This is a genomic window from Halomonas sp. HMF6819 (assembly GCF_044335525.1).
Lineage (GTDB): Bacteria > Pseudomonadota > Gammaproteobacteria > Pseudomonadales > Halomonadaceae > Vreelandella.
Window position 1 is genome coordinate 188,850 of sequence record NZ_JBIQVY010000005.1, and the last position, 22,872, is coordinate 211,721.

Annotated in this window: 28 protein-coding genes; 11 read left to right on the plus strand and 17 right to left on the minus strand. The window is 54.8% G+C overall.

The genetic code is table 11. The features are described 5' to 3' along the window. Nucleotides 1-35: 35 nt before the first annotated feature. The 6 genes from ACGLWX_RS15115 to ACGLWX_RS15140 all read right to left on the minus strand — a co-directional run bounded on the left by ACGLWX_RS15115 (nt 36) and on the right by ACGLWX_RS15140 (nt 3,739). Nucleotides 36-509, minus strand: a complete 474-nt coding sequence (locus ACGLWX_RS15115) for a DUF1456 family protein (protein WP_396240909.1) — start codon at nt 507-509, stop codon at nt 36-38. A 9-nt stretch (nt 510-518) separates the two neighbouring features. After that, entirely contained in the window at nt 519-941 is a 423-nt protein-coding gene (locus ACGLWX_RS15120; protein ID WP_252109351.1) for a tetratricopeptide repeat protein, read from the minus strand. A 124-nt stretch (nt 942-1,065) separates the two neighbouring features. Continuing rightward, entirely contained in the window at nt 1,066-1,677 is a 612-nt protein-coding gene (locus ACGLWX_RS15125; protein WP_396240911.1) for a DNA-3-methyladenine glycosylase I, read from the minus strand. A 133-nt stretch (nt 1,678-1,810) separates the two neighbouring features. Then, complete coding sequence (locus ACGLWX_RS15130; RefSeq protein ID WP_396240913.1) at nt 1,811-2,398, minus strand: GNAT family N-acetyltransferase; 588 nt, start codon at nt 2,396-2,398, stop codon at nt 1,811-1,813. A 101-nt stretch (nt 2,399-2,499) separates the two neighbouring features. Continuing rightward, nucleotides 2,500-2,949, minus strand: coding sequence for a GNAT family N-acetyltransferase (locus ACGLWX_RS15135; RefSeq protein WP_396240915.1), 450 nt, complete (start codon nt 2,947-2,949; stop codon nt 2,500-2,502). 46 nt (nt 2,950-2,995) lie between these two features. Further along, nucleotides 2,996-3,739 carry a class I SAM-dependent DNA methyltransferase gene (locus ACGLWX_RS15140; protein WP_396240917.1) on the minus strand — a complete coding sequence of 248 codons (744 nt, stop codon included), beginning with the start codon at nt 3,737-3,739 and terminating at the stop codon, nt 2,996-2,998. Between the two features lie 258 nt (nt 3,740-3,997). On the opposite strand from ACGLWX_RS15140, the gene ACGLWX_RS15145 reads away from it, so the two are divergent. From ACGLWX_RS15145 to ACGLWX_RS15170, 6 genes are all read left to right on the plus strand, one after another. Next, a complete protein-coding gene (locus ACGLWX_RS15145; RefSeq protein WP_252109358.1) occupies nt 3,998-4,255 on the plus strand; it encodes a helix-turn-helix domain-containing protein in 258 nt (85 codons plus the stop codon). Then, nucleotides 4,252-5,526, plus strand: a complete 1,275-nt coding sequence (locus tag ACGLWX_RS15150) for a type II toxin-antitoxin system HipA family toxin (protein WP_396240919.1) — start codon at nt 4,252-4,254, stop codon at nt 5,524-5,526. Before ACGLWX_RS15145 ends, ACGLWX_RS15150 begins: the two co-directional genes overlap by 4 nt. A gap of 106 nt (nt 5,527-5,632) precedes the next feature. Continuing rightward, nucleotides 5,633-7,123 (plus strand): mechanosensitive ion channel domain-containing protein, encoded by a 1,491-nt coding sequence (locus ACGLWX_RS15155; protein ID WP_396240921.1) that lies wholly within the window; start codon nt 5,633-5,635, stop codon nt 7,121-7,123. A 93-nt stretch (nt 7,124-7,216) separates the two neighbouring features. Further along, on the plus strand, nt 7,217-7,888 hold the full coding sequence (locus tag ACGLWX_RS15160) for a class I SAM-dependent DNA methyltransferase (RefSeq protein ID WP_396240923.1): 672 nt from the start codon (nt 7,217-7,219) through the stop codon (nt 7,886-7,888). Between the two features lie 157 nt (nt 7,889-8,045). Beyond that, complete coding sequence (locus ACGLWX_RS15165; protein ID WP_396240925.1) at nt 8,046-8,909, plus strand: SUMF1/EgtB/PvdO family nonheme iron enzyme; 864 nt, start codon at nt 8,046-8,048, stop codon at nt 8,907-8,909. Further along, nucleotides 8,902-9,444, plus strand: coding sequence for a hypothetical protein (locus ACGLWX_RS15170; RefSeq protein ID WP_396240927.1), 543 nt, complete (start codon nt 8,902-8,904; stop codon nt 9,442-9,444). Before ACGLWX_RS15165 ends, ACGLWX_RS15170 begins: the two co-directional genes overlap by 8 nt. On the opposite strand, the gene ACGLWX_RS15175 is transcribed toward ACGLWX_RS15170, so the two are convergent. Then, complete coding sequence (locus tag ACGLWX_RS15175; RefSeq protein ID WP_396240929.1) at nt 9,434-10,351, minus strand: MBL fold metallo-hydrolase; 918 nt, start codon at nt 10,349-10,351, stop codon at nt 9,434-9,436. The two genes, ACGLWX_RS15170 and ACGLWX_RS15175, sit on opposite strands and share 11 nt — an antisense overlap. 302 nt (nt 10,352-10,653) lie before the next feature. Between ACGLWX_RS15175 and ACGLWX_RS15180 the strand changes: the two genes are divergently transcribed. After that, on the plus strand, nt 10,654-11,151 hold the full coding sequence (locus ACGLWX_RS15180; protein ID WP_396240931.1) for a type VI secretion system-associated protein TagO: 498 nt from the start codon (nt 10,654-10,656) through the stop codon (nt 11,149-11,151). 11 nt (nt 11,152-11,162) lie between these two features. Here the strand turns inward: ACGLWX_RS15180 and ACGLWX_RS15185 are convergent, their stop codons facing one another. The 3 genes from ACGLWX_RS15185 to ACGLWX_RS15195 form a co-directional block, all read right to left on the minus strand. Further along, a complete protein-coding gene (locus ACGLWX_RS15185; RefSeq protein ID WP_396240933.1) occupies nt 11,163-11,483 on the minus strand; it encodes a hypothetical protein in 321 nt (106 codons plus the stop codon). 23 nt (nt 11,484-11,506) lie between these two features. Beyond that, entirely contained in the window at nt 11,507-11,824 is a 318-nt protein-coding gene (gene sugE / locus ACGLWX_RS15190) for a quaternary ammonium compound efflux SMR transporter SugE (RefSeq protein ID WP_252109366.1), read from the minus strand. Between the two features lie 123 nt (nt 11,825-11,947). Then, a complete protein-coding gene (locus ACGLWX_RS15195) occupies nt 11,948-12,439 on the minus strand; it encodes a MarR family winged helix-turn-helix transcriptional regulator (protein WP_396240935.1) in 492 nt (163 codons plus the stop codon). 73 nt (nt 12,440-12,512) lie between these two features. Between ACGLWX_RS15195 and ACGLWX_RS15200 the strand changes: the two genes are divergently transcribed. Continuing rightward, on the plus strand, nt 12,513-13,685 hold the full coding sequence (locus ACGLWX_RS15200; RefSeq protein WP_396240937.1) for an MFS transporter: 1,173 nt from the start codon (nt 12,513-12,515) through the stop codon (nt 13,683-13,685). A 117-nt stretch (nt 13,686-13,802) separates the two neighbouring features. On the opposite strand, the gene ACGLWX_RS15205 is transcribed toward ACGLWX_RS15200, so the two are convergent. The 4 genes from ACGLWX_RS15205 to ACGLWX_RS15220 form a co-directional block, all read right to left on the minus strand. After that, the gene (locus ACGLWX_RS15205; protein WP_396240939.1) at nt 13,803-14,252 is read right to left on the minus strand and encodes a hypothetical protein; all 450 of its coding nucleotides are present in this window, start codon (nt 14,250-14,252) and stop codon (nt 13,803-13,805) included. A 192-nt stretch (nt 14,253-14,444) separates the two neighbouring features. After that, complete coding sequence (locus ACGLWX_RS15210; protein WP_396240941.1) at nt 14,445-14,750, minus strand: NIPSNAP family protein; 306 nt, start codon at nt 14,748-14,750, stop codon at nt 14,445-14,447. Nucleotides 14,751-15,021: 271 nt separating this feature from the next. After that, the gene (locus ACGLWX_RS15215) at nt 15,022-15,303 is read right to left on the minus strand and encodes a hypothetical protein (RefSeq protein WP_396240943.1); all 282 of its coding nucleotides are present in this window, start codon (nt 15,301-15,303) and stop codon (nt 15,022-15,024) included. A 52-nt stretch (nt 15,304-15,355) separates the two neighbouring features. Further along, nucleotides 15,356-15,994: a Vat family streptogramin A O-acetyltransferase gene (locus tag ACGLWX_RS15220; protein ID WP_396240945.1), complete on the minus strand. Its 639-nt coding sequence runs from the start codon at nt 15,992-15,994 to the stop codon at nt 15,356-15,358. Between the two features lie 140 nt (nt 15,995-16,134). Here ACGLWX_RS15220 and ACGLWX_RS15225 point away from each other — a divergent pair, with 140 nt between their 5' ends. After that, entirely contained in the window at nt 16,135-17,331 is a 1,197-nt protein-coding gene (locus tag ACGLWX_RS15225) for a DEAD/DEAH box helicase (RefSeq protein WP_396240947.1), read from the plus strand. Nucleotides 17,332-17,400: 69 nt separating this feature from the next. Here the strand turns inward: ACGLWX_RS15225 and rho are convergent, their stop codons facing one another. After that, nucleotides 17,401-18,354 carry a transcription termination factor Rho gene (gene rho / locus ACGLWX_RS15230; RefSeq protein WP_396240949.1) on the minus strand — a complete coding sequence of 318 codons (954 nt, stop codon included), beginning with the start codon at nt 18,352-18,354 and terminating at the stop codon, nt 17,401-17,403. Between the two features lie 134 nt (nt 18,355-18,488). On the opposite strand from rho, the gene ACGLWX_RS15235 reads away from it, so the two are divergent. Both ACGLWX_RS15235 and ACGLWX_RS15240 read left to right on the plus strand, forming a co-directional pair. Beyond that, on the plus strand, nt 18,489-18,761 hold the full coding sequence (locus ACGLWX_RS15235; protein WP_396240951.1) for a type II toxin-antitoxin system Phd/YefM family antitoxin: 273 nt from the start codon (nt 18,489-18,491) through the stop codon (nt 18,759-18,761). Nucleotides 18,762-18,789: 28 nt separating this feature from the next. Continuing rightward, a complete protein-coding gene (locus ACGLWX_RS15240; RefSeq protein ID WP_396241049.1) occupies nt 18,790-19,014 on the plus strand; it encodes a Txe/YoeB family addiction module toxin in 225 nt (74 codons plus the stop codon). Between the two features lie 185 nt (nt 19,015-19,199). Here the strand turns inward: ACGLWX_RS15240 and ACGLWX_RS15245 are convergent, their stop codons facing one another. After that, nucleotides 19,200-20,192 carry a hypothetical protein gene (locus ACGLWX_RS15245; protein ID WP_396240953.1) on the minus strand — a complete coding sequence of 331 codons (993 nt, stop codon included), beginning with the start codon at nt 20,190-20,192 and terminating at the stop codon, nt 19,200-19,202. After that, the gene (locus tag ACGLWX_RS15250; protein WP_396240955.1) at nt 20,179-22,668 is read right to left on the minus strand and encodes a hypothetical protein; all 2,490 of its coding nucleotides are present in this window, start codon (nt 22,666-22,668) and stop codon (nt 20,179-20,181) included. The genes ACGLWX_RS15245 and ACGLWX_RS15250 overlap by 14 nt, the downstream gene beginning before the upstream one ends. Nucleotides 22,669-22,872: the final 204 nt, after the last annotated feature.

Here is a 22,872-nt window from a genome sequence, read left to right on the forward strand (position 1 = left end):
GTCGAGGTGGCCTTTTTGGTGTCGAGCGCTACCGCTTAGGAAGCCGGCGACGCTGGACGGTGCTGGTGTTGCAGGCCCATTAGAAAGGTGCGCAGCACCTGGTCCTTACACTCGCGGTAGTTCTTGTGGCTGGGCTTGCGAAAGAAGGCGCTCAGCTCGTGGGCACTCAGCGGCAATCCTTCACTTTCGAACAGCGCTAAAATGTCCTCGGCCTGCAGATTCAAGGCGATGCGCAGCTTCTGAAACACCTGGTTATTAGTGAGGCTGGGCTCCGGCGTCGGCGCCGGGCCTTCACGCTTGCCGCGCTTGTGGCTGATGAAGCCGTTCAAGAACCCCGCCAAGTCCTTGTCTCGCATTGACTTGAAGGCCTCGTCGTCATCCTTTTTGAGCCAGGCGGTGACCTGCTCCAGCGACACATCGACGTCAGCCAGCTTGAAAATGGTGACGATGGCGGTGTCCTTCAGGTCGAAGGCGTAGCGAAGGCGGCGAAAAATATCGTTATTGGTCAACGTTTAATCCTAACGGGAGGTCAGCGTGGCCAAAAGCGCGTCGATCTCGGCTTTTAGCTCGTCGTCTTCGATGTGCGCGGCGCTGGCTTTGGCCTGGCGCAGGCTCTTGAGGGCGGCATCCGACTCATCGAGTTCCACCTGAAGCGTCGCCATGGAGTAACCGATTGAGGCGACGTAATCCGGCAAGGGCCGGGCCGCGGCTTTATCCAGCGCTTTCTGGTAAAGCGCTAGCGCCTCATCTGATTCTTCGGTGAAGTCCGCCAGCGTTTCCCACTGTTCCGGGTGATCCTTCTCGGTGTACTCGTTGTCGATACAGATCGCCTCGAGCTCGCCATAAAGCGCCTCGAACGCCTCACGGTCCTCCTTGTGAGCCGCGCGCATCAGCTTTTCGGCCAGTTCATACACGGCCTTGTGAAGTTTGGTGTTGATCACAGCACTACCTTGAAAATCGAATGAATGGACGCGGCTGCTTCACAGGGCGGCCTTTTCACCATTGTAACGTGCGTGGCCGCTGCGGGCTTTGCTATTTATATTCTCAAGCGTTATCGAAAGTGAATTAAGTGGGCCGGGTAAACGCCCGGCGCGCCTCCTTGATGCGCGGACGTAGAAAACACGCCTCCGCGTGATCGTTGATCATCCCCATCGCCTGCATGAAGGCGAACACCGTGGTGGGGCCGACAAATTTCCAGCCGCGTTTCTTGAGATCTTTCGAGAGCGCCACTGAAGTCGGCGACGTGGAGACACTTTGCGGGCTGGCGATCTCACCTTTCTCTGGCTCGAAGCGCCAGAAATACGCCGCCAGCGCCCCCTGCTCTTCGACCATCTCGCAAGCGCGCCGAGCGTTATTGATCACCGCCTCGATCTTGCCGCGATGGCGAACGATGCCGGCGTCCTTGAGCAGGCGCTCGACATCGCTTTCATCGAAAGCGGCCACCCGATAAAAATCGAACCCGGCAAACGCCGAGCGAAAATGCTCGCGCTTGGCCAGAATCGTGCGCCAGCTCAGCCCCGCCTGAAACCCTTCCAGGCTGATCTTCTCGAACAGTCGCTGATCATCGGCGACCGGAAAACCCCACTCAAAATCGTGATAAGGCTCGAGCACGTCAGGTGCTACCGCGCACCAAGCGCAGCGGCGTTTTCCGTCCAGGCTTTGAGTAGTCTTGTCCATCAACTCGGCATCCGATCAGTCAAAACGAGTAAGCAGCTTAAAAGTGGCGGTTTGATGTGTGGTGCTTTGGCGTGCACGACGGCCTCACAGTAGCTTACAAGCAGGTGAAAAAACCTTGAAGACCCGAAAGCGATCAGCGCAACGATACCAGTCCACCCTCTGTCATGTTTCCTTTACTAGAGCACCACTGTTCCCGCGTCTGACGATACATTCGCAACGTGCAGCCGTGATATTCCTGAATCTCGAAATGATCGAATCCTGCTTTCGCGGCGACCTTTTGCGAGGCCGTATGTTCTGGCTCGATCAGGGCAACGACTGAGGGCAGCGATTTCTCGTTGAACGCTTGATCGAGCACTGCCCTCACCGCCTCGGGAGCAAAGCCCTGATTCCAGTAGCGCGCGGCCAGCCGGTATCCCAGCATGATCTCTTCAACGCCACCGATTTCTTCCGGACTGACGCCGCAAAAACCGATCAGCAGGTGAGTATCCTTCTCCACCAGCGCCATTGGGCCCATTCCGTGGGCTGCATAGCACGTACAGCACCACTCGATGAATTGGCGTGTGGCCGCTTCATCGAATACACCGCGTATGGAATATTTCATGACCTCTGGGTCACCCAGAATTGAAGTGAGAGCCGACAAATCGTTTAGAGAAAGCGGACGAAGCCGCAGCCTGTGAGTTTCAAGGTAGCGCATCCCTTTTCCTCGTATCGCTTGCGACATTGATAAGCTATTGCTTATTAAGTTATCGCATACCGGCACGCCATTTGACAGAGCCTGGCGGGGCCACAATGATGCCACTCGCAGAGTGAGAACGTCTGGTGTCAATCGAGTACACGGTATAGTCTCAGCGCATCCAGGTGTTGCAAGCCATTTTCGATGATCGGTTCGGAATAATGTTCCAGGAAATGATTTTTCAAGACTCGATCGACTCGGAACCCGTGGCGCTGATAATAGGTCAGTTGATAGCCGAACGCCCCGGTATTGAGTTCTACCCGCTGCATGTTCCTGGCTTTAAGCTCACCTAGCGTATAGCTCAGCAAGCCAGAGCCTATCCCCTGCTTCTGAAACGGCGGGCATACCGCGATATTGAAAATTTCGGCGGTCTTCACGCCGATCGGTTTAACGATACATGCGCCAATCGTTTCACCGGCGCTGTGCACAGCGAAGCACCACGCGTTCTTCCGATAGGATGCAATGCTGCGCTCGGAGGGATCCGCTTCAAGTAAAAGCGGAAGGGGAACCTCGCCGGCGCACACCTCTTTGTAGCCCACGTTCACCTCGAACGAAATGCGCCAAGTGATTGTGCGGCAGTCTTGATTAGCGCCCGGCGTACTGCAGAATCTCGTAGGAGTAGGCGTATTGGAAGGTGCCGGTCAGATCAATACAGGAAAGGTCTTCGCGTAGTTCGGACACAATGGCGTTCAGGTCCCTGCCCTTTCGAACGGCGTCTTCAATATTCGACTGCGTGGTGAGATACCCCACCAGAGAGTCGAGCGAGAATGTTATCGGCAGCCAGCCCTTTTCGCTTGCCAGAGTGCAGAGTTCGGGGTCGTCGGTGAGCTTCATGTTTTCGTAGCGAGTACGTGGCGGTGATGGATATCGTGCCAGATAGTCGTTACGAAACCATTCGTTGAACAGGTGCGATGTCGCATGCCCCAAAAATGAGAAATTGTAAACGATCCAGACAGCCCCAGGCTGGGACGCAGCTTTATAAACAGCCACCGCTTGTGCAACGTCGAACCAATGAAAGGCCATGCACGTGGAGATAAGGTCAAAACGGCCCAGCTCGGCAAGCGCGGTGTAATCCGCTTTTCTGACCGCAAAACCACGCTCTTGTGCAATGTTCAACATTTCGCTCGATGAATCGATACCGACGACATCCCGGGCTATATCCAGCAGGGGAACGGTAGAGTCGCCAGTACCGCACGCGACATCCACCGCTCGTTCAAAACGCTCGACAGGTAGATGAAGCTTCATGATCTGAAAAAGTGCCTGATGGGCTTTCGGACGATATCGATCATATCGCTGCCCAACGCCTTTATCGGCGAAATACCCGGTCATTTCGGCTTCCCTAAACAACGGCTTTTCCACCTGGTGTCATTCTCAGCATCTATTTAAATAATTAAATCTGCATGGCCCAAGAGAACAAGCCTTTTTTTGCCCTCGACGCGTTCTCTCGCCCACTCTCAAAATCTTCCCTACAAGGATAAAAACAGAGCATTGACACTTTGATGAATACGTATTTTCCCAATAGGGATAAAAACGCTATACTAGCGCTTATTCGATTCAATTTTTCCTTATAAGGAAAAAAAATAGCCTATGAGTACTTCTCGGATTCCCGCCAGCGCTACGCCCTTGACCGTTACCCGCGCAGAAGACCTGGGCCTGCTCATCCGCCAAACGCGCAAACGCCAAGCGCTGACCCTTGAAACCCTGGCCGGGCTTTGTGGCGTGAGCATACGCTTTCTCAGCGAGCTGGAAAACGGCCGAGCCTCCTGCGGTTTGGGGCGGGTTCTGCTGGTACTGGAAACGCTGGGAATCGAGCTTTCGGCACAGCCTACGGATATCGATACATGATGCCTGATCACTTGAACGTTTGGTCCGGCCGAAAACGGGTTGGCGCGCTGTGGCGCGGCGATGATGGTCGTTTAATGGGGTTCGAATACGATGCCCAATGGCAGGTCAACGGGCACGCCATCTCCAATAGCTTGCCCCTTGATCAACGCCTCTGGCCGCCCGAGACGCTGACGGCCCACCACTGGTTCGGCAACCTGCTTCCCGAAGAGCAGGCACGGGCCGCGCTGATCCGCCAGCTAGGTATTCCCGATGACGATTTTGCGCTACTGGCCGCGATTGGCGGTGATTGCGCTGGCGAGCTCCTGGTTTTGCCGCCTCACCTCACCCCCAATGCGCTAGAGACACATTCAGCAAGCGTGCCTCTCTCACCGACCGATCTCAACGAATGGGCGAGCTTCAAACAGCGCTACGCGCTTTTTCACCCTTCTGCAGACGCTGTCCAGCCGCGCCTGTCACTAGCCGGGGCCCAGGATAAAATACCGGTCATCTGGCAAAACGAACGTTTCCACTTGCCCCAAGGGTTGTCGCCTTCGTCCCACATCGTTAAATTCGCGGTCGAGGGGCGCGACCTGATCATTTATAACGAGCTGTATCTTAATACGCTCGCAAGCCTGATAGGTCTGCCCTGCCCGGCCACGTTCGTACGCCATACGGGAAAACACGCGCTACTGATCGTCGAGCGTTTTGATCGCAACAACGTAAACGGACAACACGTACGGATACATCAGGAAGATTTATGCCAAGCCTTAGGTATTGCCCGCACACGAAAATACCAGGAACACGGCGGGCCGCATTTTGCTGCGTGCATACAGCGCGTTAGGGAGGTCTGCAAACCGCCGGCCCTCGCGCTTACGCAGTTATTACGCTGGCAAATTTTCAACGCGCTCGTCGGCAATAGCGACGGACACGCAAAGAACGTGTCACTACTTCAGGATGATAAAGGCAAGTGGCACATGGCACCGGCCTACGACCTGGTCGGAACGGTGGTACTGGGGTTCGATCCACATCTCGCCTTTTCCATCGGCGAACAAACCAACGCTCAGCAGCTTTTGCCACGTGACTGGCAGGCGCTGGCCACGCAAAGTCGCATGAGCTACCCCTTCATAAAGCGCGAAATCGAGCGATTGCGTCAAAGTCTTCTGGCATGCAGCGATTCAAACGAGCTCAAGAGCCACTTGTTGGCGGCCGGCCTGCCCGAAAAAGGCTGGACACGTCTTCAGCAGCAGCGCCAGCATATCCACAAGCAGTGTCGAAAGGCAGAGCGTTGGTAAATATGTAGCGCATCGATGTATTTCAGCACCCGGCCACGTTGAGTCAGAAAAACCCACTAGACTTGGCTAACGCGTACCGATTTCGATGACGACACCAAGGATGGTCATGGCCGCTTATTTTCACCTTCTCCACACACACAGTGCGCTTCGCTTTCTTGCCCCAATACTGCTGCTGGGTATGCTGCTGAGCGCCTTCGCCTACGCCGGCGACGATGCTACCGCCCCGGTGGAGCCGAGAGGCGAATCGCCAGCAGGGCAAATCGAAACTACGCCCTCGCCGCAAAAGGATGCGGAGATCGCCCAGCGCATTGGCGACATCTTTTCCGAGATCGACGGGCTTTCCGCAGTCGATGTTAGCGTGGCCCAGGGGATCGTGACGCTGGCCGGGGAAACAGCCAACGAGCGTAAGGCGCAGCAGGCAGTGGGCTTGGCCAACCGGCTCACCGACGTGGTCATGGTTAACGACACGATCGACCGCACTCTGGATGTACAGGACAACGTCGCCACCGCCTACCAGGGGCTACGCGCGCGGGGCCAGAGCCTTTTGCGGGCGCTTCCGCTGATAGTGGTGGGCTTTTTGATTTTTGGCGCGGTTGCGTGGTTCGGGGCGTGGCTCTCGAATCGCAAGCACTTGTGGCAGCGCGTGACGCCCAACCCTTTCGTCGCGGAGCTGGTGGCGCAAACGGTCAAGGTCGTGTTCATGGTGCTGGGGCTGATCATGGCGTTGAGCCTGGTCGGCGCTGAAACCATCATCGGCACGCTCTTGGGCGGCGCCGGGGTGATCGGTATCGCGATCGGCTTTGCGGTCAAGGACACCATCGAGAACTACATCGCCTCACTTATGCTCAGCATCCGCCAGCCCTTCCAAGCCCGCGATCACGTGGTCATCAACGACCGTGAAGGCATCGTGGTGCGCTTGACCTCGCGCGCGACCATTCTGATGACGCTGGAAGGCAACCAGCTGCGCATTCCCAACGCCGACGTGTTCAAGGGCATCATCCTCAACTACACCCAAAACCCGGAGCGCCGCTTCGATTTTGAGCTGGGCGTGGACGCCAACGACGACCCGCTGGCTGCCATCAAGGTTGGCCTCGATGCATTAAACGGGCTGCCCTTCGTGCTGGGCGAACCCAAGTCCGTGGGTGTCATCACCAACGTGGGGGATTCCAACATCGTGCTGGAGTTTCAAGGCTGGGTGAACCAATCCACCACGGATTTCGGTAAGGCGCGCAGCATAGCCATCCGCGAAACCAAGCACGCGCTGGAACACCACGGCTTCACTCTGCCCGAGCCGATCTATCGGCTCAGCTTTCGCCCTGAGCTCGAAGAGTCGCTCGCGCGTCTTCAAAATGGAAAGCTTATTGAGCCCGCCCTGACCCGGCCCGAGGCCGCTTCCAGCGAGCCGGCCCTCGATACCGCCGCTGACAAGGAGAAACAGCAGGCTAGGGCGCGCGCCCGGCGAATACTCGAGGGTGAACAGAGCGACGGCGTGTTCGACGCACGGCCCGACGAGAAGCTAATGAAAAAGGTCGAAGAGGAGATCGCCCAGACCTCCAGTGAAACCGATTTGTTAAGCAAGCGCCAAGACCGAGAGTAGACGAGCCGATCACCCCCTAACGAACTCGACCGCGCCGCCGAGAAAAGGCTCGAGCCCGCGCAGAACCGCTTGCCACCTAAACGTAGAGGCCCAATGAATCCTTACAGTGATGAAAAGATCGTCGATTCCTGGCACAAGAATGCCGCGCCGTGGACCCACGCAGTGAGAGACGGATATATCGAAAGCCGCAAACTCGTGACCGACGAGGCGATCCAGCAGGCTGTGCTGAGCCGCTCGCCCAACACCGTGCTCGATATCGGCTGCGGTGAAGGGTGGCTCGTTCGCGAACTTGCGCCTTACGTGCAGCGTCTGGTCGGTGTCGACGCCATACCGGCCCTCGTCGAGCGTGCTCAGGCAGCGGGCCAAGGAGATTTTCACGTTTTAACCTATGAGGCGATCGCCGCCCACGCCATCGATGAGACGTTCGATGCGGTGGTGTGTAATTTTTCGCTGCTCGGTCAGGCGTCGGTAGACGGGTTGTTCAGCGTCGCACCCACGCTTTTAAAACCCGGCGGCGTGTTTATCGTACAGACGCTGCATCCCGCGATGTCGGCAATTTCGCCTTACCTCGATGGCTGGCATGAGGGCTCGTGGGCAGGCTTCGATGACAACTTTACCGACCCGGCGCCCTGGTATTTTAGAACGCTTGGCAGTTGGATGAAGCTGTTCTCGAATAACGGTTTGCAACTGCTCGATATTCGCGAACCGATCCATCCCAAAACGCAGAAACCTGCGTCGATCATTTTCATTGGGGCTCACCGGTGAAGAAGTGCTAAGCGCCCTCACCCTTTATTCAAGAAGCGCTTCAACTGCTTCATTAGCTATTGCTTGTAAAAAAAGCCTCGCACTTTATGATGGCCCGTTAGCCATGTACTGACTTACAAAAAAGCGGGTATTCATCGGGCGCATTGGGGCAAACGTTTTGAAAAAAATAGCAGGAATCGGGTGTTGGCTGGTTGGCGTGCCGTTCTTTGCGCAAGCAAGCCTTCACCTCCCGGAAGAGACGACCGTCGAAGGCGGCCGCTTTTATGTGGGGACGGATTTTGGTGAACAGGACTACATCGGCAACGCCAACCTGTCTACCGAATCATTTCAGATAATGACCACGGAAGTCCCCTACCGGCTCTACCGAGACGTACAGACTTGGGCACTGGCGCAAGGCTATGCGCTCAACGATGCCTGCAATGGCGCCACGCTCAACGGCTGTGAATCAGACAGCCACGATAACGGTCAGCATCCTGCCGTCAACGTGACCTGGTGGGATGCCATCCTGTTTGCCAATGCCCTGAGCGAACATCAGGGGCTGGCCCCCTACTACCTGAATGCCGACGGAGCGCCTCTCAAGGACGCACCTCAAGATGATAGCGTCAACATAACGAGAGCATCCGACGCCTCGGGGTACCGATTGCCGGATATGGTCGAGTGGCACGTCGCGGCCCGAGGTGGCCATGAAGGGTTAGCGGATGGCTCCTACGCCTACCCTCACGCGGGAGGCGCGCAACCGGCCACCGTGGCCAACTTTCCCGCCGAAAATGGCATCGTTTCGGGCACGCTGCCCGTGGGCACTAAACGGCCCAACGCACTGGGGCTTTACGATATGAGCGGTAATGCAGCGGAGTGGATCGACGAAAGAAACCATTACGCACGGGGTATCCCGCTGTACTACTTCTGCGGCGGCAGTTTCCAACAGGCCGTCGATAACATGCTATCGGGCTGCGATGTCCATTCCCCGCGCTTTGGCATGCCCGACATTGGCTTCAGGCTGATCAGAGCCGCCCATGATTAAAAGATTCTTAGTGAGTGTGGCGATGCTTTTCAGCAGCGCTGCCGCGGCGTCTTCCCACATCGAGCTGGACGCCGGCATCAATAGTATCGATCTCAACGGCAACGGTCGCGAAGATTACGTTGTGGCCTCGATATTTGATCGAAACATGTCGTACAGCCATCACGCGCTCACCTTCTTTATCCGTCTACCCAGCGACGAGTTCGCCATTGTACCCGCTACCGATCGCGATACCTTCACCTGGCTCGATCATCGAGTTTTCTCGGGTGCCATCATCGTTCGGGATAACCAGCTCTTCGAATCCGAAGGTGAGGTGTTTTTGGTCGTCGCGCGAAAACATCTCGAGGAGACCGACGTGTTCGGGCCCGGCCATTTTACGTTCGAGGTGTATGGCCTTCGTGAATTCAGCCAACACCCCGGTACCCCTCTCTATCAGTGGTCGCTCTTGAAGACGTTCGAGTCAACCGAGCCTCATCTCTCTGCCGAACAGGCGTTTGAAGAAATCGACGATCACGTTTTACCAGGCGCTACTCGATGATATCGAGATCCTCGCCCAGAATGACGTTGCCATCGTAGTTCGCCTTGACCTCATCGACCACGCCGTCGATAGGCGCGCCGTAATGGAGGACGTGAGTGAGTACGAGAATGCCTGGGTTAGCCTCGGAGGCGATATCGGCAAGTTCGTTGGTCAGCGTATGCGCGTACTGATGATACGCCTGCCAGTCGGGTGAGAGATCGCTCCATCCATCGCGGCTGATCACTTCGTGGATCAGTACATCAGCACCCTGCGCCTGGCGAGCGACTTCGCTATTGGCCGAAGTGTCGCCCGAAATAACGATCGTTTTGTCCGGTGTCGTCACCTTGAAACCATAAGCTGCCTCCCAGTCGCCATGTGAGACGGGAAATGCCTCGACCCGCAGGCCGTTTTCCTCGAACACGATGCCGGGGGCTTCGAACTCACTGACGTTGGCTCTGGCTGCATCAGGATTGGTCACCGGGCTCTTGTCACTCAAGCGCGTTTCGGTATCGAGAGCGAGAAGTTGATAAGCGCCCTCACTCATTTGGCGAGTGCCAACCGGGCCGAAAAGGTTGATAGGGTTTTCTCTGCGCCACCAGTAGGTGCCCAGTAATTCGGGAAAATCAAGAATGTGATCGCTGTGAAGATGGGTTAGAAACACATGATCGATATTCGGCGGATACAGCGCCTCGATGTCGTACTGCTCAAAGGCCTGGATCGCCCGCTGAGTCACGCCCGCTCCGATATCGAAAACGTAGGCCTCACCGTCATAAACGACGGCGACACTGGCACCCGCGCGCTCTCCATTGGGCACCGGTGTTCCCGTGCCAAGCATGATAACGTCCGTATCGGCGCTAACCGCTGCCGGAAACGCTAGAGCGGCGCCCAGTAAGGCTGCTAGCGGGTAAACCTTTTTTATACTCAGCATCGTTCCCCCTTAATAACCGTAAAGTCCGCCATGTGAACAAAAATACGTTTCATGAACTTAATGCTATCAAGGGTTTAACTAATCAAATATTAGACCTAAATATCAGTTCTTCATGATACGGGTAAGCCAGGACACCGCTAATAGCGCCTTGAAAGCTTTATCGGTGGTGTCGAAATGGTACGAGCACTCCCCCAGACTTAGCGTTGATGAGCGACGCGGCATATATTCAAAACGAATAGCGAGGTAGCTTTCACTTCCGGTGAATCAGGTAAACTAGAAGCAAAGTACACAAAGGATCAACGATGAACATCGACAAGCCCCTAATCGCCCTACTGGCGCTGTTACCCGCCGTGGCCCTTGCCCAGGACGCCCCTGCCGGTTCGCAGTGGCAAACCGAAGAGCACCACGAGGAGGAGCTCGATCTACACTTCGTCGTGCTCAAAACTCATGCGATCGGGCTCGCTCAGCCAACCATCGTGTTTCGCTGTTTTGAGGACACGACCGTGGCCTACTTCAACCTGTTCGGCCAGGACGAAACCGAGACCTACGAGTATGGCCCCGTCACGGTGCAGCTGGATGACGAGGAGCCGGAAACCTACGAGATGCAGGCGATCGATGGCGGCCAAGCGATAGGCTTTTGGGAAGGTGAAAACGCTATTCCCTTCATCGAAAGCCTGCTCGGCGCCCAGACGCTCGCCATGAGCGTGACGCCAGTGGACGGCGATCCGATAGAGATGGAATTCAACATCGAAGACATCGACACGATGATCGAACCAATCCGCGACACCTGCGGCTGGTAAGCCTCACCGCGTTAAGCGATCGCATTCAAAACCACGCCAAGCTCTGCCAGCGGATACGCCTCGCCCTCAACGATAGCGATGGCCTCGAACGGAGCCACCTCGATCATGTACTCCCGGTCGCCGTCCGGGTAGCGCATCAGCGTCATGAGGATGCGCCCTCTACCCTCTTCGATCCGCCGCAGATCCCAGGGGCTGCCGGTCAAATCGAGCAGCACGCTGCCCGTGGCGCGCTCGGTGATGACCGGCGAGTAGACCCACAGCGACATGCGCATCTCATGGGGATGAGTGGTGATTTCAAACTCGCCGTTCAGCGCGTACTGGGGCGCTTCCATGACTGTGTCCTTTAGTACGCGCTTCACGCGTGAGAGAGCTTGAGCCCGACCAGGCCCGCGCAAATCAGCGTTAAGCTCACCAGTTTGAACACGCCTGCGGATTCCCCGAACAGCGCGATGCCCATGATCGCCGTACCCACCGCACCGATGCCGACCCAAATAGCGTAGGCGGTGCCTACCGGCAGATTTTTAAGCGCCAGGCCCAGCAGCAGAAAACTCGTCGCCAGGGCGAACACCGTCCAGACGCTGGGCCAGAGTTTGGTGAAGCCCTGGGAGTATTTCAGCCCAACGGCCCAGCCGATCTCCAAAAGGCCTGCGACAAATAGAATGATCCAGCTCATGTAGTCCTCTTGGTATTGAATTCAATCGATTTCCAATTCACCAAAAGTTTCCTGATGACTCGTTTGTAATCGGCAATCCATCAAGGCCTAAACACCAACATTTTTCCAACAGCATAATTTTCATTATTTGGGCAGTGTCTTGAGCAATTTGGATAAAAGTGTATCTAGCTGCTCCTGTTCAGACCGGGTCAGACCGGATAGAACTCGGCGCTCGTTCTCAATATGAAGCTCCAGGATATCATCGATCAACGCACGCCCTTTCTTAGTCAGTTCGACAATCGTGCCTCGACGATCCTTGGGGTGCTTTTTCCTTTCGATAAGTTCAGCCTTTTCCAGCCGATCGAGTCGGTTGGTCATCCCGCCGGAAGAGATCATGGTCGCCTCGTATAGAGCCGTAGGGTTCAAGGCATAAGGATGTCCAGAACGTCTTAGCGTCGCTAAAACGTCGAACTCACCCGGCTGCAATCCGTGGCTAACGAAAAAAGGAGTCAGATGATCTCGTGCGACCGTTTGAGCTGCCTCTCCCAACCTTCCCAATACCTGCATTACAAACGGATCAAGATCCGGGCGCTCTCTTTTCCACTCCTCGACGGCTGCTTCGGCGCGGCTTGTCATTGCTTCCCCTTATATCTTATCATTAAGATACTTTACGCTAAGACAAATAAACCTCTAATGGCGGATGCGCGCAATGCTTAATAATTCACACTCTTCATATAGAGGCTATCACTGGATTTTTGTCGCGGTCCTGCTGATAGTTGCGGTCAATTTGCGGCCTAGCATGGCGGCGCTGGGACCTTTGCTCGACTTGATCCAACACGACACCGGTTTGACGAGCAGCTCGGCCGGTCTTTTAACAACACTGCCTGTTCTAGCGATGGGCCTGTGTGCTTTGACCGGCGCAATGCTTCATCGACGCTTCGGTGCCTATCACGGCGTTACGCTGGGTCTTGCGATGATCGGCGCAGCGTGCGGGGCCCGATGGTGGTTGAACGAAACGAACGGACTCATTGTAACCGCTGCTTTAGGAGGTGCGGGTATCGCCTTCGTTCAAGCGCTGCTCCCGGGCTATATCAGAGACCAATTTCCCAATCGAGTCGGGCTATTAATGGGTCTCTACACGACCGGAATAATGGGGGGCGCTGCCATTGCCGCGATGACGGCGTCTCCTATCGCAGACGCTACGAGTTGGAACGGTGCCCTTGCTCTTTGGTCGCTACCAACACTGGTTGCGGGGCTAGCCTGGGTCATGATCGCTCAGTCGGCCCCCCAACCGAATACCCCTTCAGCCATGCGTTTACCACTACGCTCTCCCCGGGCTTGGCTCTTGACGCTTTTCTTCGGACTAGGCACCAGCGCCTACACGCTGGTGCTGGCTTGGCTTCCTCCGTTCTACATGGAACTGGGCTGGAACGCTTCTCAAAGCGGTCTACTGCTGGGTGTGTTGACCATAGCCGAGGTCATCGCGGGCCTGTGCCTATCGGTCATGATCACGCGCTTCACGGATCGACGCCCGCTGTTATATGGCGTCCTGATCGTTTTGCTCGCAGGTCTTGCAACGCTTTTGATCGCACCGACCACGCTAGCCATCGCGGCCGCGGTTTTATTGGGCATTGGTATCGGAACACTGTTCCCTCTATCGCTGATCATTACGATGGACCACACCCATGATGCCCGCTCCGCCAGTGCCTGGATGGCACTCGTTCAAGGCGGAGGCTATATGATTGCGAGCTTAATGCCGTTATTGGCAGGCATGTTACGCGATAGTCTTTCGAGCTTGTCGATGGCATGGATGGTAATGGCGGGAGGCGTTGTCGTGTTGATCGTTCTTACCGGTCGTCTATCACCCGCCTCCATGTCTTGAACAAGCGATAGAAATTTCCGGTGTATGGGAGGTGTCTACTAAAACGGCCTCGTTCGCCATGGGTGCTTACATACTAAAAGACCTCGGCGCTCGCTCTCGATAGGCAGCGTTAGAACTTCATCGATCAACGTCAATCCTTTTAGGGTCTTCAGCGGCGAATCGGCGCCATGATCGCTCCGGGGGCTGCCCAAGCTGCCACGCTACATAGTCTTCCGGTGGCTGCGCGATATCGGCAATGTGCGCGGGCTCGAAAGGAATCTCGGCGCCAAATACCAGGTACTGATCTTCTTCTGGCGCCACGCTGACCGGATTGGAATCCAGAATACCGATGTACTGGCCGTCTTGAACCGTCGAGACGATCACCCACATGCGCTCGACCTGAACGAAAGGGTGGCCGCTTTCGTTCAGCAGCGCGATTTCGAAAAGCAGTTTCGCGGCGTCACCGCGCTCGAGCTGCTGCCGAGCGCTCGCCTCAGGAATCCAGAACGTCTCGGGAGCATTGGCGTGGGCTTTCTCAGCACTGGCCAGTTGCCAGTGATCCTTTTCAAGCGATGGCAGTTCGATCATGAACGATATGGGCTCGCGCTAGCTGATTTGATAAATGGCGGTGGACTGGGCGCACCCGCGCCTGCCGAATGAAACGAACCGTCCGTTCAATTCTTATCGATATCCGCAAAGGTAAGGGCCAGGTCCCGCAGCTCGGCGGATTCATGACACCCTACGTGCACGTTGTCGAGAATCACCCCTCTCCCGTTTTCGTCAGCGCAATACGGGGCGGAAAAAGTGGCGCTCGTAGCTCACGATACAGTCGACCCGCTCGGCATACGCGAACGCCTCGAGGCACTCCGGGTCTTTCAGCGAGTCGATACGATATTGCTCGTAGGCCGCCAAACTTTCGAAAGAAAATAGCGCGAGCGCGATGTTGTTAGCGCCTTCGGCAGGCAAGAAATAACCGTGGTGCTGGCCACCAAATTTATCGACCAGCGGAATCCACATCCGGGCGTATTTCTCGAATTCAGCGACTTTTTTAGGATCGATGACGTATTGGACATGGCACGTGATCATTATTCGAAACACCTAATAAGAAACGATAGTTAAAATATGCTGAAGGGTATTTCATGCCCTTCTGAGTCAGAAAACAAAGCGTTCACCGATGCCGGGCGCGCCGACACTCGGCCGAGCGCCTTAAAGGTGCGAGGGTCATCCCCTCAGAAACCGCGAGTTCACTAAAAACGCCGGTTGCTTATTTTAACCTCAACCATACACAAACGAACGCTAATACAAACGACATTCTATCAGACACCTAAAGAGCGCCGTGTCCGTGCACTAGCGAGGACTACAGCCCCGTTCCGAAAACTCGATACGTACGATACTTCCCCGGCCCCGACCACGTAATAGCGGTGAAGGGAACGTCCATCTCGCCGCTCTCCTGAAGCGCTTGAAGCACCGCCGCCGGGGGCCAGCCGCTCGGCGTATCGACGAAGGCGTAGCCCTCTTCCAGCAGCTGCTTCACCCATTCCACCAGCTCGATGTTGTCCTGGTAGGCGATGCACCGGCTGGGTGTATCGGCGGTTTGGATGGTGCCGTTCTGAATAAGCGTGACGTACTTTAACGTCATGGTTCTATCCGGCTAATGCGGCATTGCTCTGGCTTCGCCATTGAGAGCTTCATCAAGCGGCGCTCGCTTTACGTAGCGCCACCAGATCAGACCCCACGATGGCCTCGAGATGCGCCGTAATTCTCTCGGCGCTCCACTCCCACCAGGTGATCTCCAGAAGCTCGCTGATCGTACTTTCATCGAAGCGATACTTGATGACCTTTGCTGGATTGCCGCCCACCACGCTATAGGCCGGCACGTCCGCCACCACCACGGACTTGCTCGCGATGATGGCGCCGTGGCCGACCTTTACGCCCGGCATCAGCGTGGCCTCGAAGCCGATCCAGACATCGTGGCCAACGTTGGTATCGCCCTTGTAGGAAAGTTCGCCCGCTTCCGGCATGACCTTTTCCCAGCCCTGGCCAAATATCTGAAAGGGGTAGGTCGAAAAGCCGGACGTCTTGTGATTGGCGCCGTTCATGATGAAGGTGACGTCCTTCGCGATGGCGCAGAATTTCCCGATGATGAGTTTGTCGCCAATGAACGGGAAGTGATAAAGCACGTTGCTTTCAAAGCGCTCCGGGCCTTGCGGGTCATCGTAGTAGGTGTAGTCACCCACGATGATGTTTTCTGACGTGATGTAGTTCTTCAGATAGCCCACTTGCGCAAAGCCCTTCATGGGCGCTTTATCGTCAGGGTTGGGACCTTTCATACGGCCTCCGCTCGGTCGCTCATATCAGGAAAAAGTGATTAGCGTACACCAAAATGCCGGGCCTCGAACGGCGGCATTTGCGCTATACTGCCCCCCTTTTGATTTTCGCCCCCACCCAAGACGATCCGTCAGAGCGCCCTATGCCATTTGCACAACTCGGTTTATCCACGCCTCTCGTTCAAGCCCTTACCGAGTCGGGTTACAAGGCGCCGACGCCCATCCAGACCCAGGCGATTCCCGCCATTCTTGCGGGCAAGGACGTGATCGCCACCGCGCAAACCGGCACGGGCAAAACCGCCGCCTTCGTGCTGCCGCTGCTGGAGCGCTTTGGTCAAGCAGAGAGACTTCGCGCCAAGCGCATCCGGGCGCTGATTCTGGTGCCGACCCGCGAGCTCGCGATTCAGGTCGAGGCAAGTGTGGCCGAGTACGCCAAACACCTGCCCTTGACCTCCCTGGCCGTGTACGGCGGCGTGGATACCCAGCCCCAGAAGGAGCGGCTGATCGAAGGGATCGATATTCTGGTTGCCACACCGGGCCGGCTGTTGGACCTGGCGCATCAGCGTGCGCTGCACTTCGACGAGCTGAAAGCGCTGGTGCTGGACGAAGCGGACCGCATGGTCGACATGGGCTTCGTCGACGACATCCACAAGATCATGGTGCGCCTGCCGGAACACCGCCAGAACCTGCTGTTCTCCGCCACCATGAGCCACGAGGTGCGCGCGCTGGCTCACGGTTTTTCTGACAGCAAGAAGAGCGAGTCGGCGGTGGAGATCTCCATTACGCCCAGCGTTCGCGCCGCCGCCGCGATCGAGCAGTGGCTGATCACGGTGGATAAGGACAACAAGTCCGCCCTGCTGAGCCACCTGATCAACGAGCAGCAGTGGGATCAGGCGCTGATTTTCGTCGAGAAAAAGCACAGCGCAGCGAAGCTTGTAGCGCAGCTGGAAAAACGCGGTATCAAGGCGGATTCCATTCACGGCGGCAGAAGCCAAGCCATGCGCGAAACCGTGCTGGGCCAGTTCAAATCCGGCGAGCTCCAGTACCTGGTCGCCACCGGCGTTGCCGCCCGGGGCCTGGATATCGACGAGTTAAGCCGCGTGGTGAACTACGATCTTCCCTTCCCGCCGGAAGAGTACATCCACCGCATCGGCCGAACCGGCCGCGCGAGCGCCTCGGGCGAGGCCATCTCGCTGGTAGACATCAGCGACTTCAAGAACCTGTGCGCCATCGAAAAACGCTTGGACAGCATCATCGAACGCCGGGAGATCGAAGGCTTCCCGGTGCGCAAGGAAGTCCCCGTGTCGAAATTGAACCACGTCAAGAAAGGCAAGCGTTAAAGTGTAAATGGAAGCTCGCTGCTTGAAGGTGTCATCAAGCGGGCTTCTCATAACGACGTTTTCTCGCCGTTAGGCGGGTGCGAAGGCGGCCAACAGCTCGGCATTGGTGGGGTACTTCTCCAACAGATCGAATAACTTCTGCGCGCCTTCCACCGGCTTGAGCTGCGTCAGCGCTCGGCGCAGTGTCCGCACCTTTTCGATGTCTTTGGCGTCGATCAGCAGCTCTTCCCGGCGGGTGCCGCTTTTCGCGATATCGATCGCCGGGAAAATCCGCTGGCTCGCTACCTCCCGCGACAGCACGATCTCCATATTGCCCGTGCCCTTGAACTCCTCGAAAATCATCTGATCCATCCGGCTGCCCGTGTCCACCAGCACGGTGGCCAGAATGGTCAGCGAGCCGCCGTTTTCGATCTTGCGCGCCGCGCCGAACAGCTTTCGCGGTATTTCCATGGCCCACGCATCCAGCCCCCCGGACATCGTGCGGCCACTGCCCCGCTGCTCGGCGTTGTGCACGCGAGAAAGCCGCGTGAGCGAGTCGATGACGATCATCACGTCATGCCCCTCGCCCGCCTGCTGGCGGGCACTGGCCAAAAGCCGGTCGGCCAGCTTTATGTGATGGGCGTAGCTTTCGTCACTCGAGGAGGCGTGCACCTCGGCGGATACGCTGCGTTTGAAATCCGTTACTTCTTCCGGGCGCTCGTCGATCAGCAGCGCGTACAGCTTGATCGCCGGGCACGCCTCGGCCACGGCCTGGCAGATGTGTTTGAGCAGCGTCGTTTTGCCGGAGCCCGGCGGCGCGACGACCAGCCCGCGCTGGCCCATGCCGATGGGCGTGATCAAATCCATGGCGCGCATGCTGCGCTCGGTGGAGCCGGCTTCCAATTGAATGCGGGGGGAAGGATGAATCGCGACGCCATTGAGAAAACGCTTTTCGGGGGTATCCAAAACTGGATCGTCTGCTTTATCGGCGGGCCTGGCATCTACGGGACGTTTGACCTTTAAGCTGAGTGTTTTGCGCGTCATGGGGTTCGATGGATCGCCTTGGGTTAAATGGCCATACAGAGTAAAGCCGCAATGTGGTAGACGTAGCCGTGACTGGTCTTGTCAGGGCTACTGCGCTACAGTTGTACGGAGTTTCCGTACGTAAGGGTGGGATGATGGATATCATCAGTGTAAACAAATTCAGAGACAACCTGAAAAGCCTCGTAGAACAGGTTGTTAACAACCATGAACCCCTCAAGGTGACACGTCGCGCCGGACAGGCTTTCGTCATTATGAGTGCTGAAGACTGGGAAAGAGAACAGGAAACCCTGCATGTGCTTCAAAACCGAGACCTGATGCAGCAGATTGCAACCTCACTTGAGACTCACAGCCGTGGCCAAGGATACACACCCAATGATGAGCAGCTGAATGAGATCACTGGTATTTGAGGGTAGGACTTGGGAAGCCTATGAAACGATGCGAGAGAAAGACAAGAAGCTGCACAAAGCGCTCTGCAAGCTGCTGAAAGAAATGCTCCGCTCCGACGACCCCTCCACTGGAATAGGCAAACCGGAACCGCTAAAACACAATTTATCAGGCCTATGGTCACGGCGCATCTCACAGAAAGACAGGCTTATATACCGATTCGATGATACATCCATATATGTTTTCGCGATTGGTGGGCATTACGATCAGCACTAACGCCGCAAATCACCGGCGACAAGATGCAGAGCGAGGAACGAGCGACGCTTTTTGTAGTCCGTGTGAATGTGCCTTGTTATGTTCACCATACAATAAATAAACGTGATCACCTACGACTGCTTCGTGCCCACTCCAGACATTCATTAGACTTTAGTCTGCTGCATTGCGGTCCTTCGAAAAGCCATTCAGCGCTTGTAGCAATAATCGATGATTTCATTGAATCCCACCTTTTCACTCACCAGCCTCATCTCCAATTCGTTAAGGTGTGAGACGTTGGGCAATTCATCAGTTCCCGATATTTTAACCGAGAATTCAGCCTTGTAACCTTTACCAACCCTCGAGAGCTCACCACTGAGCTGGTTTAAAATGTCGTCTCTTAGCAAGAGTTGGTTTCGTCGAAAGCGGATAAGACGGTGACAATCGAAGAAGTCTGAGCGCTTTGTCGAGTCATATTTTCTACCGTTCCAGCCAGTTCTTCGCGTGGCACGATACAAAGCGCGTTCTTGCGTATCTCTCCACACACGGAAATCGAAATGGTTGGTCGGATTCGGGTTCTCGTGTGTGGCCTGAGAGTGAAAATTAGCTTCTCCAAATTGGTGTTTATCAAGGACAGCCAAAGTCCTGTTCTGTGCGGACAATATGCGTTTTATCGGTGTGGGCATGTCGAAGCGCATTACTTTGGCTGCATCCAAGATACGTATTTCTCTAGGAATTTCCTCGTCATCTCGATCCCAGTGCCTTTCCTGCCGTTTGGGAACCCACTGAATATGCGTACCAAAGAGGCGCACAACGCCGTCTGAGCTGAATGAAGCCACGTGAATTTTTTCCTGCTCTGTATCATCGTGAAGGAAAAAGTAAGCTCTTCCGGACCAAATTAGCGACTGGACTATTTCCTCCACCAACTCACGTATTGTTTCATCAACTGAATGTGGTGAATATCTCGTCTTAATGTTGCCAAGTAACTTTTGCGTTAATCCTTCATCATTCGACACGACATCGAAAAGGTTGTCGCTTCGACGGTTCATCGACCAGAAAAAGTTAGCAAAATCTTCATCAAACATCCGACGATTAAAACCAGGCTTCTCTCGCTCCCTTTTGATCAAAAGTCGATCAATTAACCCAAGATGCACATCATGAAAGTGGTGTCGGCGCAAAGGTTCGGATCTAAATATCTTCATGCTGAACCTCTTCAGGTTCTTCACGCAATCGGCGCGCAAGACTGGTGATGTGGTAGTCGATATCGAAGTCAATTGGATCGAGTTGCGGCACAATCTGGTCTGCAAAGAACAGATGAGACGCATCGGCATGAGACTTCAGGAACTCCCTCACTATTCTATTTGGGTGCGGCACCCCTCTCGTCATTCCCATTTGGTCCTCAAAACCATCTTCTCTCGCGCGGCGTTCAAATGAGATTTTCCAGTTAATCCGAATTAGACCACGTGGCGACGCACTAAAACTAAAGCTGTGCGGATTTGAGAGGAGCACCATTCTTTTGAAGTACTGTTGCTTGTCAGTTGCGTGCTCAATCCAAGCATCGAATTTGGCTAACGCACCCGCAGACAACTTTTCGTTGTCAAAGTACGCCCCGTAAAGGATGGCAAAACCTAAGACTGATGCCAAGTCATTGATCACCGTTGAAATGAGGTGAAGTCGGAACTCGTTGTTTACATCCAGTGATGGGTCCGTAAACCTCGAATCCGCCGCCAGAAACGCAAGTGCCATGAACATCGAAAGAACCTTGTCCAGCTTACTTTCATCGTTTTGCTCAAGAGCACTTATACATGCTTCGGCCAGTTCGAAGTAGACCTGCCCAAAGTGATCCGGCAGTTCATCGTTGTGCTTTGGTTCGAAGATATGTCCGACCATGGTTCCGCTGCCGAGCCGGGTAATTGCATCATCTCGGGCAGAAGTAAGCTGCTGGGCCATCTCGACAGTGTTTATCTCAGGCAGATTGTATTGCTCTTCGGTGTAGTGCCCATATTCATGATACCGGCCCATGAGCTGGGCAAGTTCGTCGAACCAGCGTGGTAGTTTCCAATGGCTATGTAAGCTTGCTAGGACAACCTGTGTTGCGGACTCGGACATTTTCAATTTTGATAGTGATTCCACAAAATCTGGAAGCAAACTTTGGTAGAAGCCGCATACCGCAGGCAGAATTTTTGCATAGTGCTGCAACAGCCTTTTGACCGCCAACTGTTGTACGTATTTTGGCTTGGATAGGCGTTGCCCCTCGATCACTTGCTCAAATTCAATACGTTCGACGATGAAGGCGAACTCTACTTGGAAAAGGGCGGGTAGACTGCGCAGGGACTTTTCGGACCACTCGTCTCTCTCAAAGAACCTTTCCAGTTCTTTTTCAAACGTAAACATTCTGCGTAGTGTTTCTAAACAGAGGTTGCTCCCTAGAGCAGCCCATGTGTCTGCTATGCCAATTTGCACCTTTGCTGATTTATCATCCGCTACGGAATTCAATGAGGCGAAAGCCTGCTCTATGATTTCTTTGAATCTCTCGAGCTCTTGCATGCCAATCTCGAACTGAAACCGTGCTGCATAAGCTGAAATACGAGTCGAGAAGCGACCGATGAGTTTTAATGCAAGATCGAAGTCTCCGACTTGAAATGCAAGCTCAATATGGCCAGCCAATCTGTCGACGAGCTCGTTTTCGAGCCATTGGCGATCAGGCTTTTCTTCAACCAGCGGTTCCTGGCTGCTCGTTTGCAGCGCCCTAGAAGTGGCTATGTCCCCTGCAAGAAACCACTCCTTATGCTTGCTTCGTCTTGGAAACCAATAGCTTTCTTGGTCTATCGTGTGTTTTCGTTGAAGGTAGTGCAAAAGCAAAGTCGTATAGTCGTCGGTCAACGCAGGCAGCTTGTCTTCAAAACCCTCCTTGCCAGCTTTTACCCGATCATCAATGTACGAAAGTTGTTCAAGAGCCAGTCGCGCTGCCTTTGAATGATGGTTGGCCAATGAATTTGAATTCTTTCGGTTTGCTGCACCCTTAATGTGGCTCGCAATGTTGGGAAGTATTTCGCTGCGAACTAGAATATTTAGGTCAAAGAAATTAAATATTCTCTGGCCCAAGGGGAACAAAGCCAAAGCGCTCAACAGAGTCAAAATGGTACCGCCGGCATAAACGAAAAGGCCGGGGTCTAATCCAAGCAAAGGCAAGGCCGTTGCGGCTAAACAGAACATCGCTGAAAGCACCAAAACTCGAGAATACACGCTACCCACCTGCTCGTTGGTGAGCATTTGAATGATATCACGGCGAAGTCTGGTGTAACCTGCACTCAGTATAATGCCAATTGTAGCGAAGTAGATCGAGAATATTGCAGTGAGCAGTTGGGCATATAGTCTGAGCTGCTCGATATTGAATTTTTTGTCGTCTGCACTAAGTGGTGGGAGCCAAGACAGGTTGTTTTTGACATAATCTTCAACGAAAATTAGGGTTGCCAAACCCAAAATGACCCAAAAAAGGCTTTTCACACCGATCCATGTGAAAGAGCCTAAAATGCGAGTGTTTGCCTTTGCTTTTGAGACTGAGGCGCCTCTCTTGTACGCGCTGCGCTCAAAGGCAAAGCTTATTTTTCCTAGCCATGTTCGGAACTTCCAAAACCAAGACTTAGAAGCCACCCAGATTTTTAACCAATCAATCAAAAAGTTCTCCTTCTCAATGCTTATTCCAATTGCTAGATTTTGTAACCTCTATCGTTCTGTGAATAGTTACGGAATCTTCAATCGTTTGGAAGTCCTTTTGCTTCAAACCGTCAAGAGACAGCAAAACTTCTGAATGATCGCTTAAAGCTTGCTGGGCTGCTACATTGCACTGGCCAATAGTAACACTACGCTAAGGCCAAGATC

What these genes read in the sequence shown, in the direction of transcription:
- ACGLWX_RS15125 (WP_396240911.1), bottom strand. Translation starts at nt 1,677, where the DNA reads ATGGACAAGACTACTCAAAGCCTGGACGGAAAACGCCGCTGCGCTTGG.
- ACGLWX_RS15170 (WP_396240927.1), top strand. Translation starts at nt 8,902, where the DNA reads ATGATTAAAAGATTCTTAGTGAGTGTGGCGATGCTTTTCAGCAGCGCT.
- ACGLWX_RS15205 (WP_396240939.1), bottom strand. Translation starts at nt 14,252, where the DNA reads ATGATCGAACTGCCATCGCTTGAAAAGGATCACTGGCAACTGGCCAGT.
- ACGLWX_RS15140 (WP_396240917.1), bottom strand. Translation starts at nt 3,739, where the DNA reads ATGACCGGGTATTTCGCCGATAAAGGCGTTGGGCAGCGATATGATCGA.
- ACGLWX_RS15185 (WP_396240933.1), bottom strand. Translation starts at nt 11,483, where the DNA reads ATGGAAGCGCCCCAGTACGCGCTGAACGGCGAGTTTGAAATCACCACT.
- ACGLWX_RS15160 (WP_396240923.1), top strand. Translation starts at nt 7,217, where the DNA reads ATGAATCCTTACAGTGATGAAAAGATCGTCGATTCCTGGCACAAGAAT.
- sugE (WP_252109366.1), bottom strand. Translation starts at nt 11,824, where the DNA reads ATGAGCTGGATCATTCTATTTGTCGCAGGCCTTTTGGAGATCGGCTGG.
- rho (WP_396240949.1), bottom strand. Translation starts at nt 18,354, where the DNA reads ATGACGCGCAAAACACTCAGCTTAAAGGTCAAACGTCCCGTAGATGCC.
- ACGLWX_RS15245 (WP_396240953.1), bottom strand. Translation starts at nt 20,192, where the DNA reads ATGAAGATATTTAGATCCGAACCTTTGCGCCGACACCACTTTCATGAT.
- ACGLWX_RS15210 (WP_396240941.1), bottom strand. Translation starts at nt 14,750, where the DNA reads ATGATCACGTGCCATGTCCAATACGTCATCGATCCTAAAAAAGTCGCT.
- ACGLWX_RS15145 (WP_252109358.1), top strand. Translation starts at nt 3,998, where the DNA reads ATGAGTACTTCTCGGATTCCCGCCAGCGCTACGCCCTTGACCGTTACC.
- ACGLWX_RS15155 (WP_396240921.1), top strand. Translation starts at nt 5,633, where the DNA reads ATGGCCGCTTATTTTCACCTTCTCCACACACACAGTGCGCTTCGCTTT.
- ACGLWX_RS15215 (WP_396240943.1), bottom strand. Translation starts at nt 15,303, where the DNA reads ATGACGTTAAAGTACGTCACGCTTATTCAGAACGGCACCATCCAAACC.
- ACGLWX_RS15235 (WP_396240951.1), top strand. Translation starts at nt 18,489, where the DNA reads ATGGATATCATCAGTGTAAACAAATTCAGAGACAACCTGAAAAGCCTC.
- ACGLWX_RS15195 (WP_396240935.1), bottom strand. Translation starts at nt 12,439, where the DNA reads ATGACAAGCCGCGCCGAAGCAGCCGTCGAGGAGTGGAAAAGAGAGCGC.
- ACGLWX_RS15180 (WP_396240931.1), top strand. Translation starts at nt 10,654, where the DNA reads ATGAACATCGACAAGCCCCTAATCGCCCTACTGGCGCTGTTACCCGCC.
- ACGLWX_RS15240 (WP_396241049.1), top strand. Translation starts at nt 18,790, where the DNA reads ATGCGAGAGAAAGACAAGAAGCTGCACAAAGCGCTCTGCAAGCTGCTG.
- ACGLWX_RS15200 (WP_396240937.1), top strand. Translation starts at nt 12,513, where the DNA reads ATGCTTAATAATTCACACTCTTCATATAGAGGCTATCACTGGATTTTT.
- ACGLWX_RS15150 (WP_396240919.1), top strand. Translation starts at nt 4,252, where the DNA reads ATGATGCCTGATCACTTGAACGTTTGGTCCGGCCGAAAACGGGTTGGC.
- ACGLWX_RS15225 (WP_396240947.1), top strand. Translation starts at nt 16,135, where the DNA reads ATGCCATTTGCACAACTCGGTTTATCCACGCCTCTCGTTCAAGCCCTT.
- ACGLWX_RS15175 (WP_396240929.1), bottom strand. Translation starts at nt 10,351, where the DNA reads ATGCTGAGTATAAAAAAGGTTTACCCGCTAGCAGCCTTACTGGGCGCC.
- ACGLWX_RS15130 (WP_396240913.1), bottom strand. Translation starts at nt 2,398, where the DNA reads ATGTCGCAAGCGATACGAGGAAAAGGGATGCGCTACCTTGAAACTCAC.
- ACGLWX_RS15220 (WP_396240945.1), bottom strand. Translation starts at nt 15,994, where the DNA reads ATGAAAGGTCCCAACCCTGACGATAAAGCGCCCATGAAGGGCTTTGCG.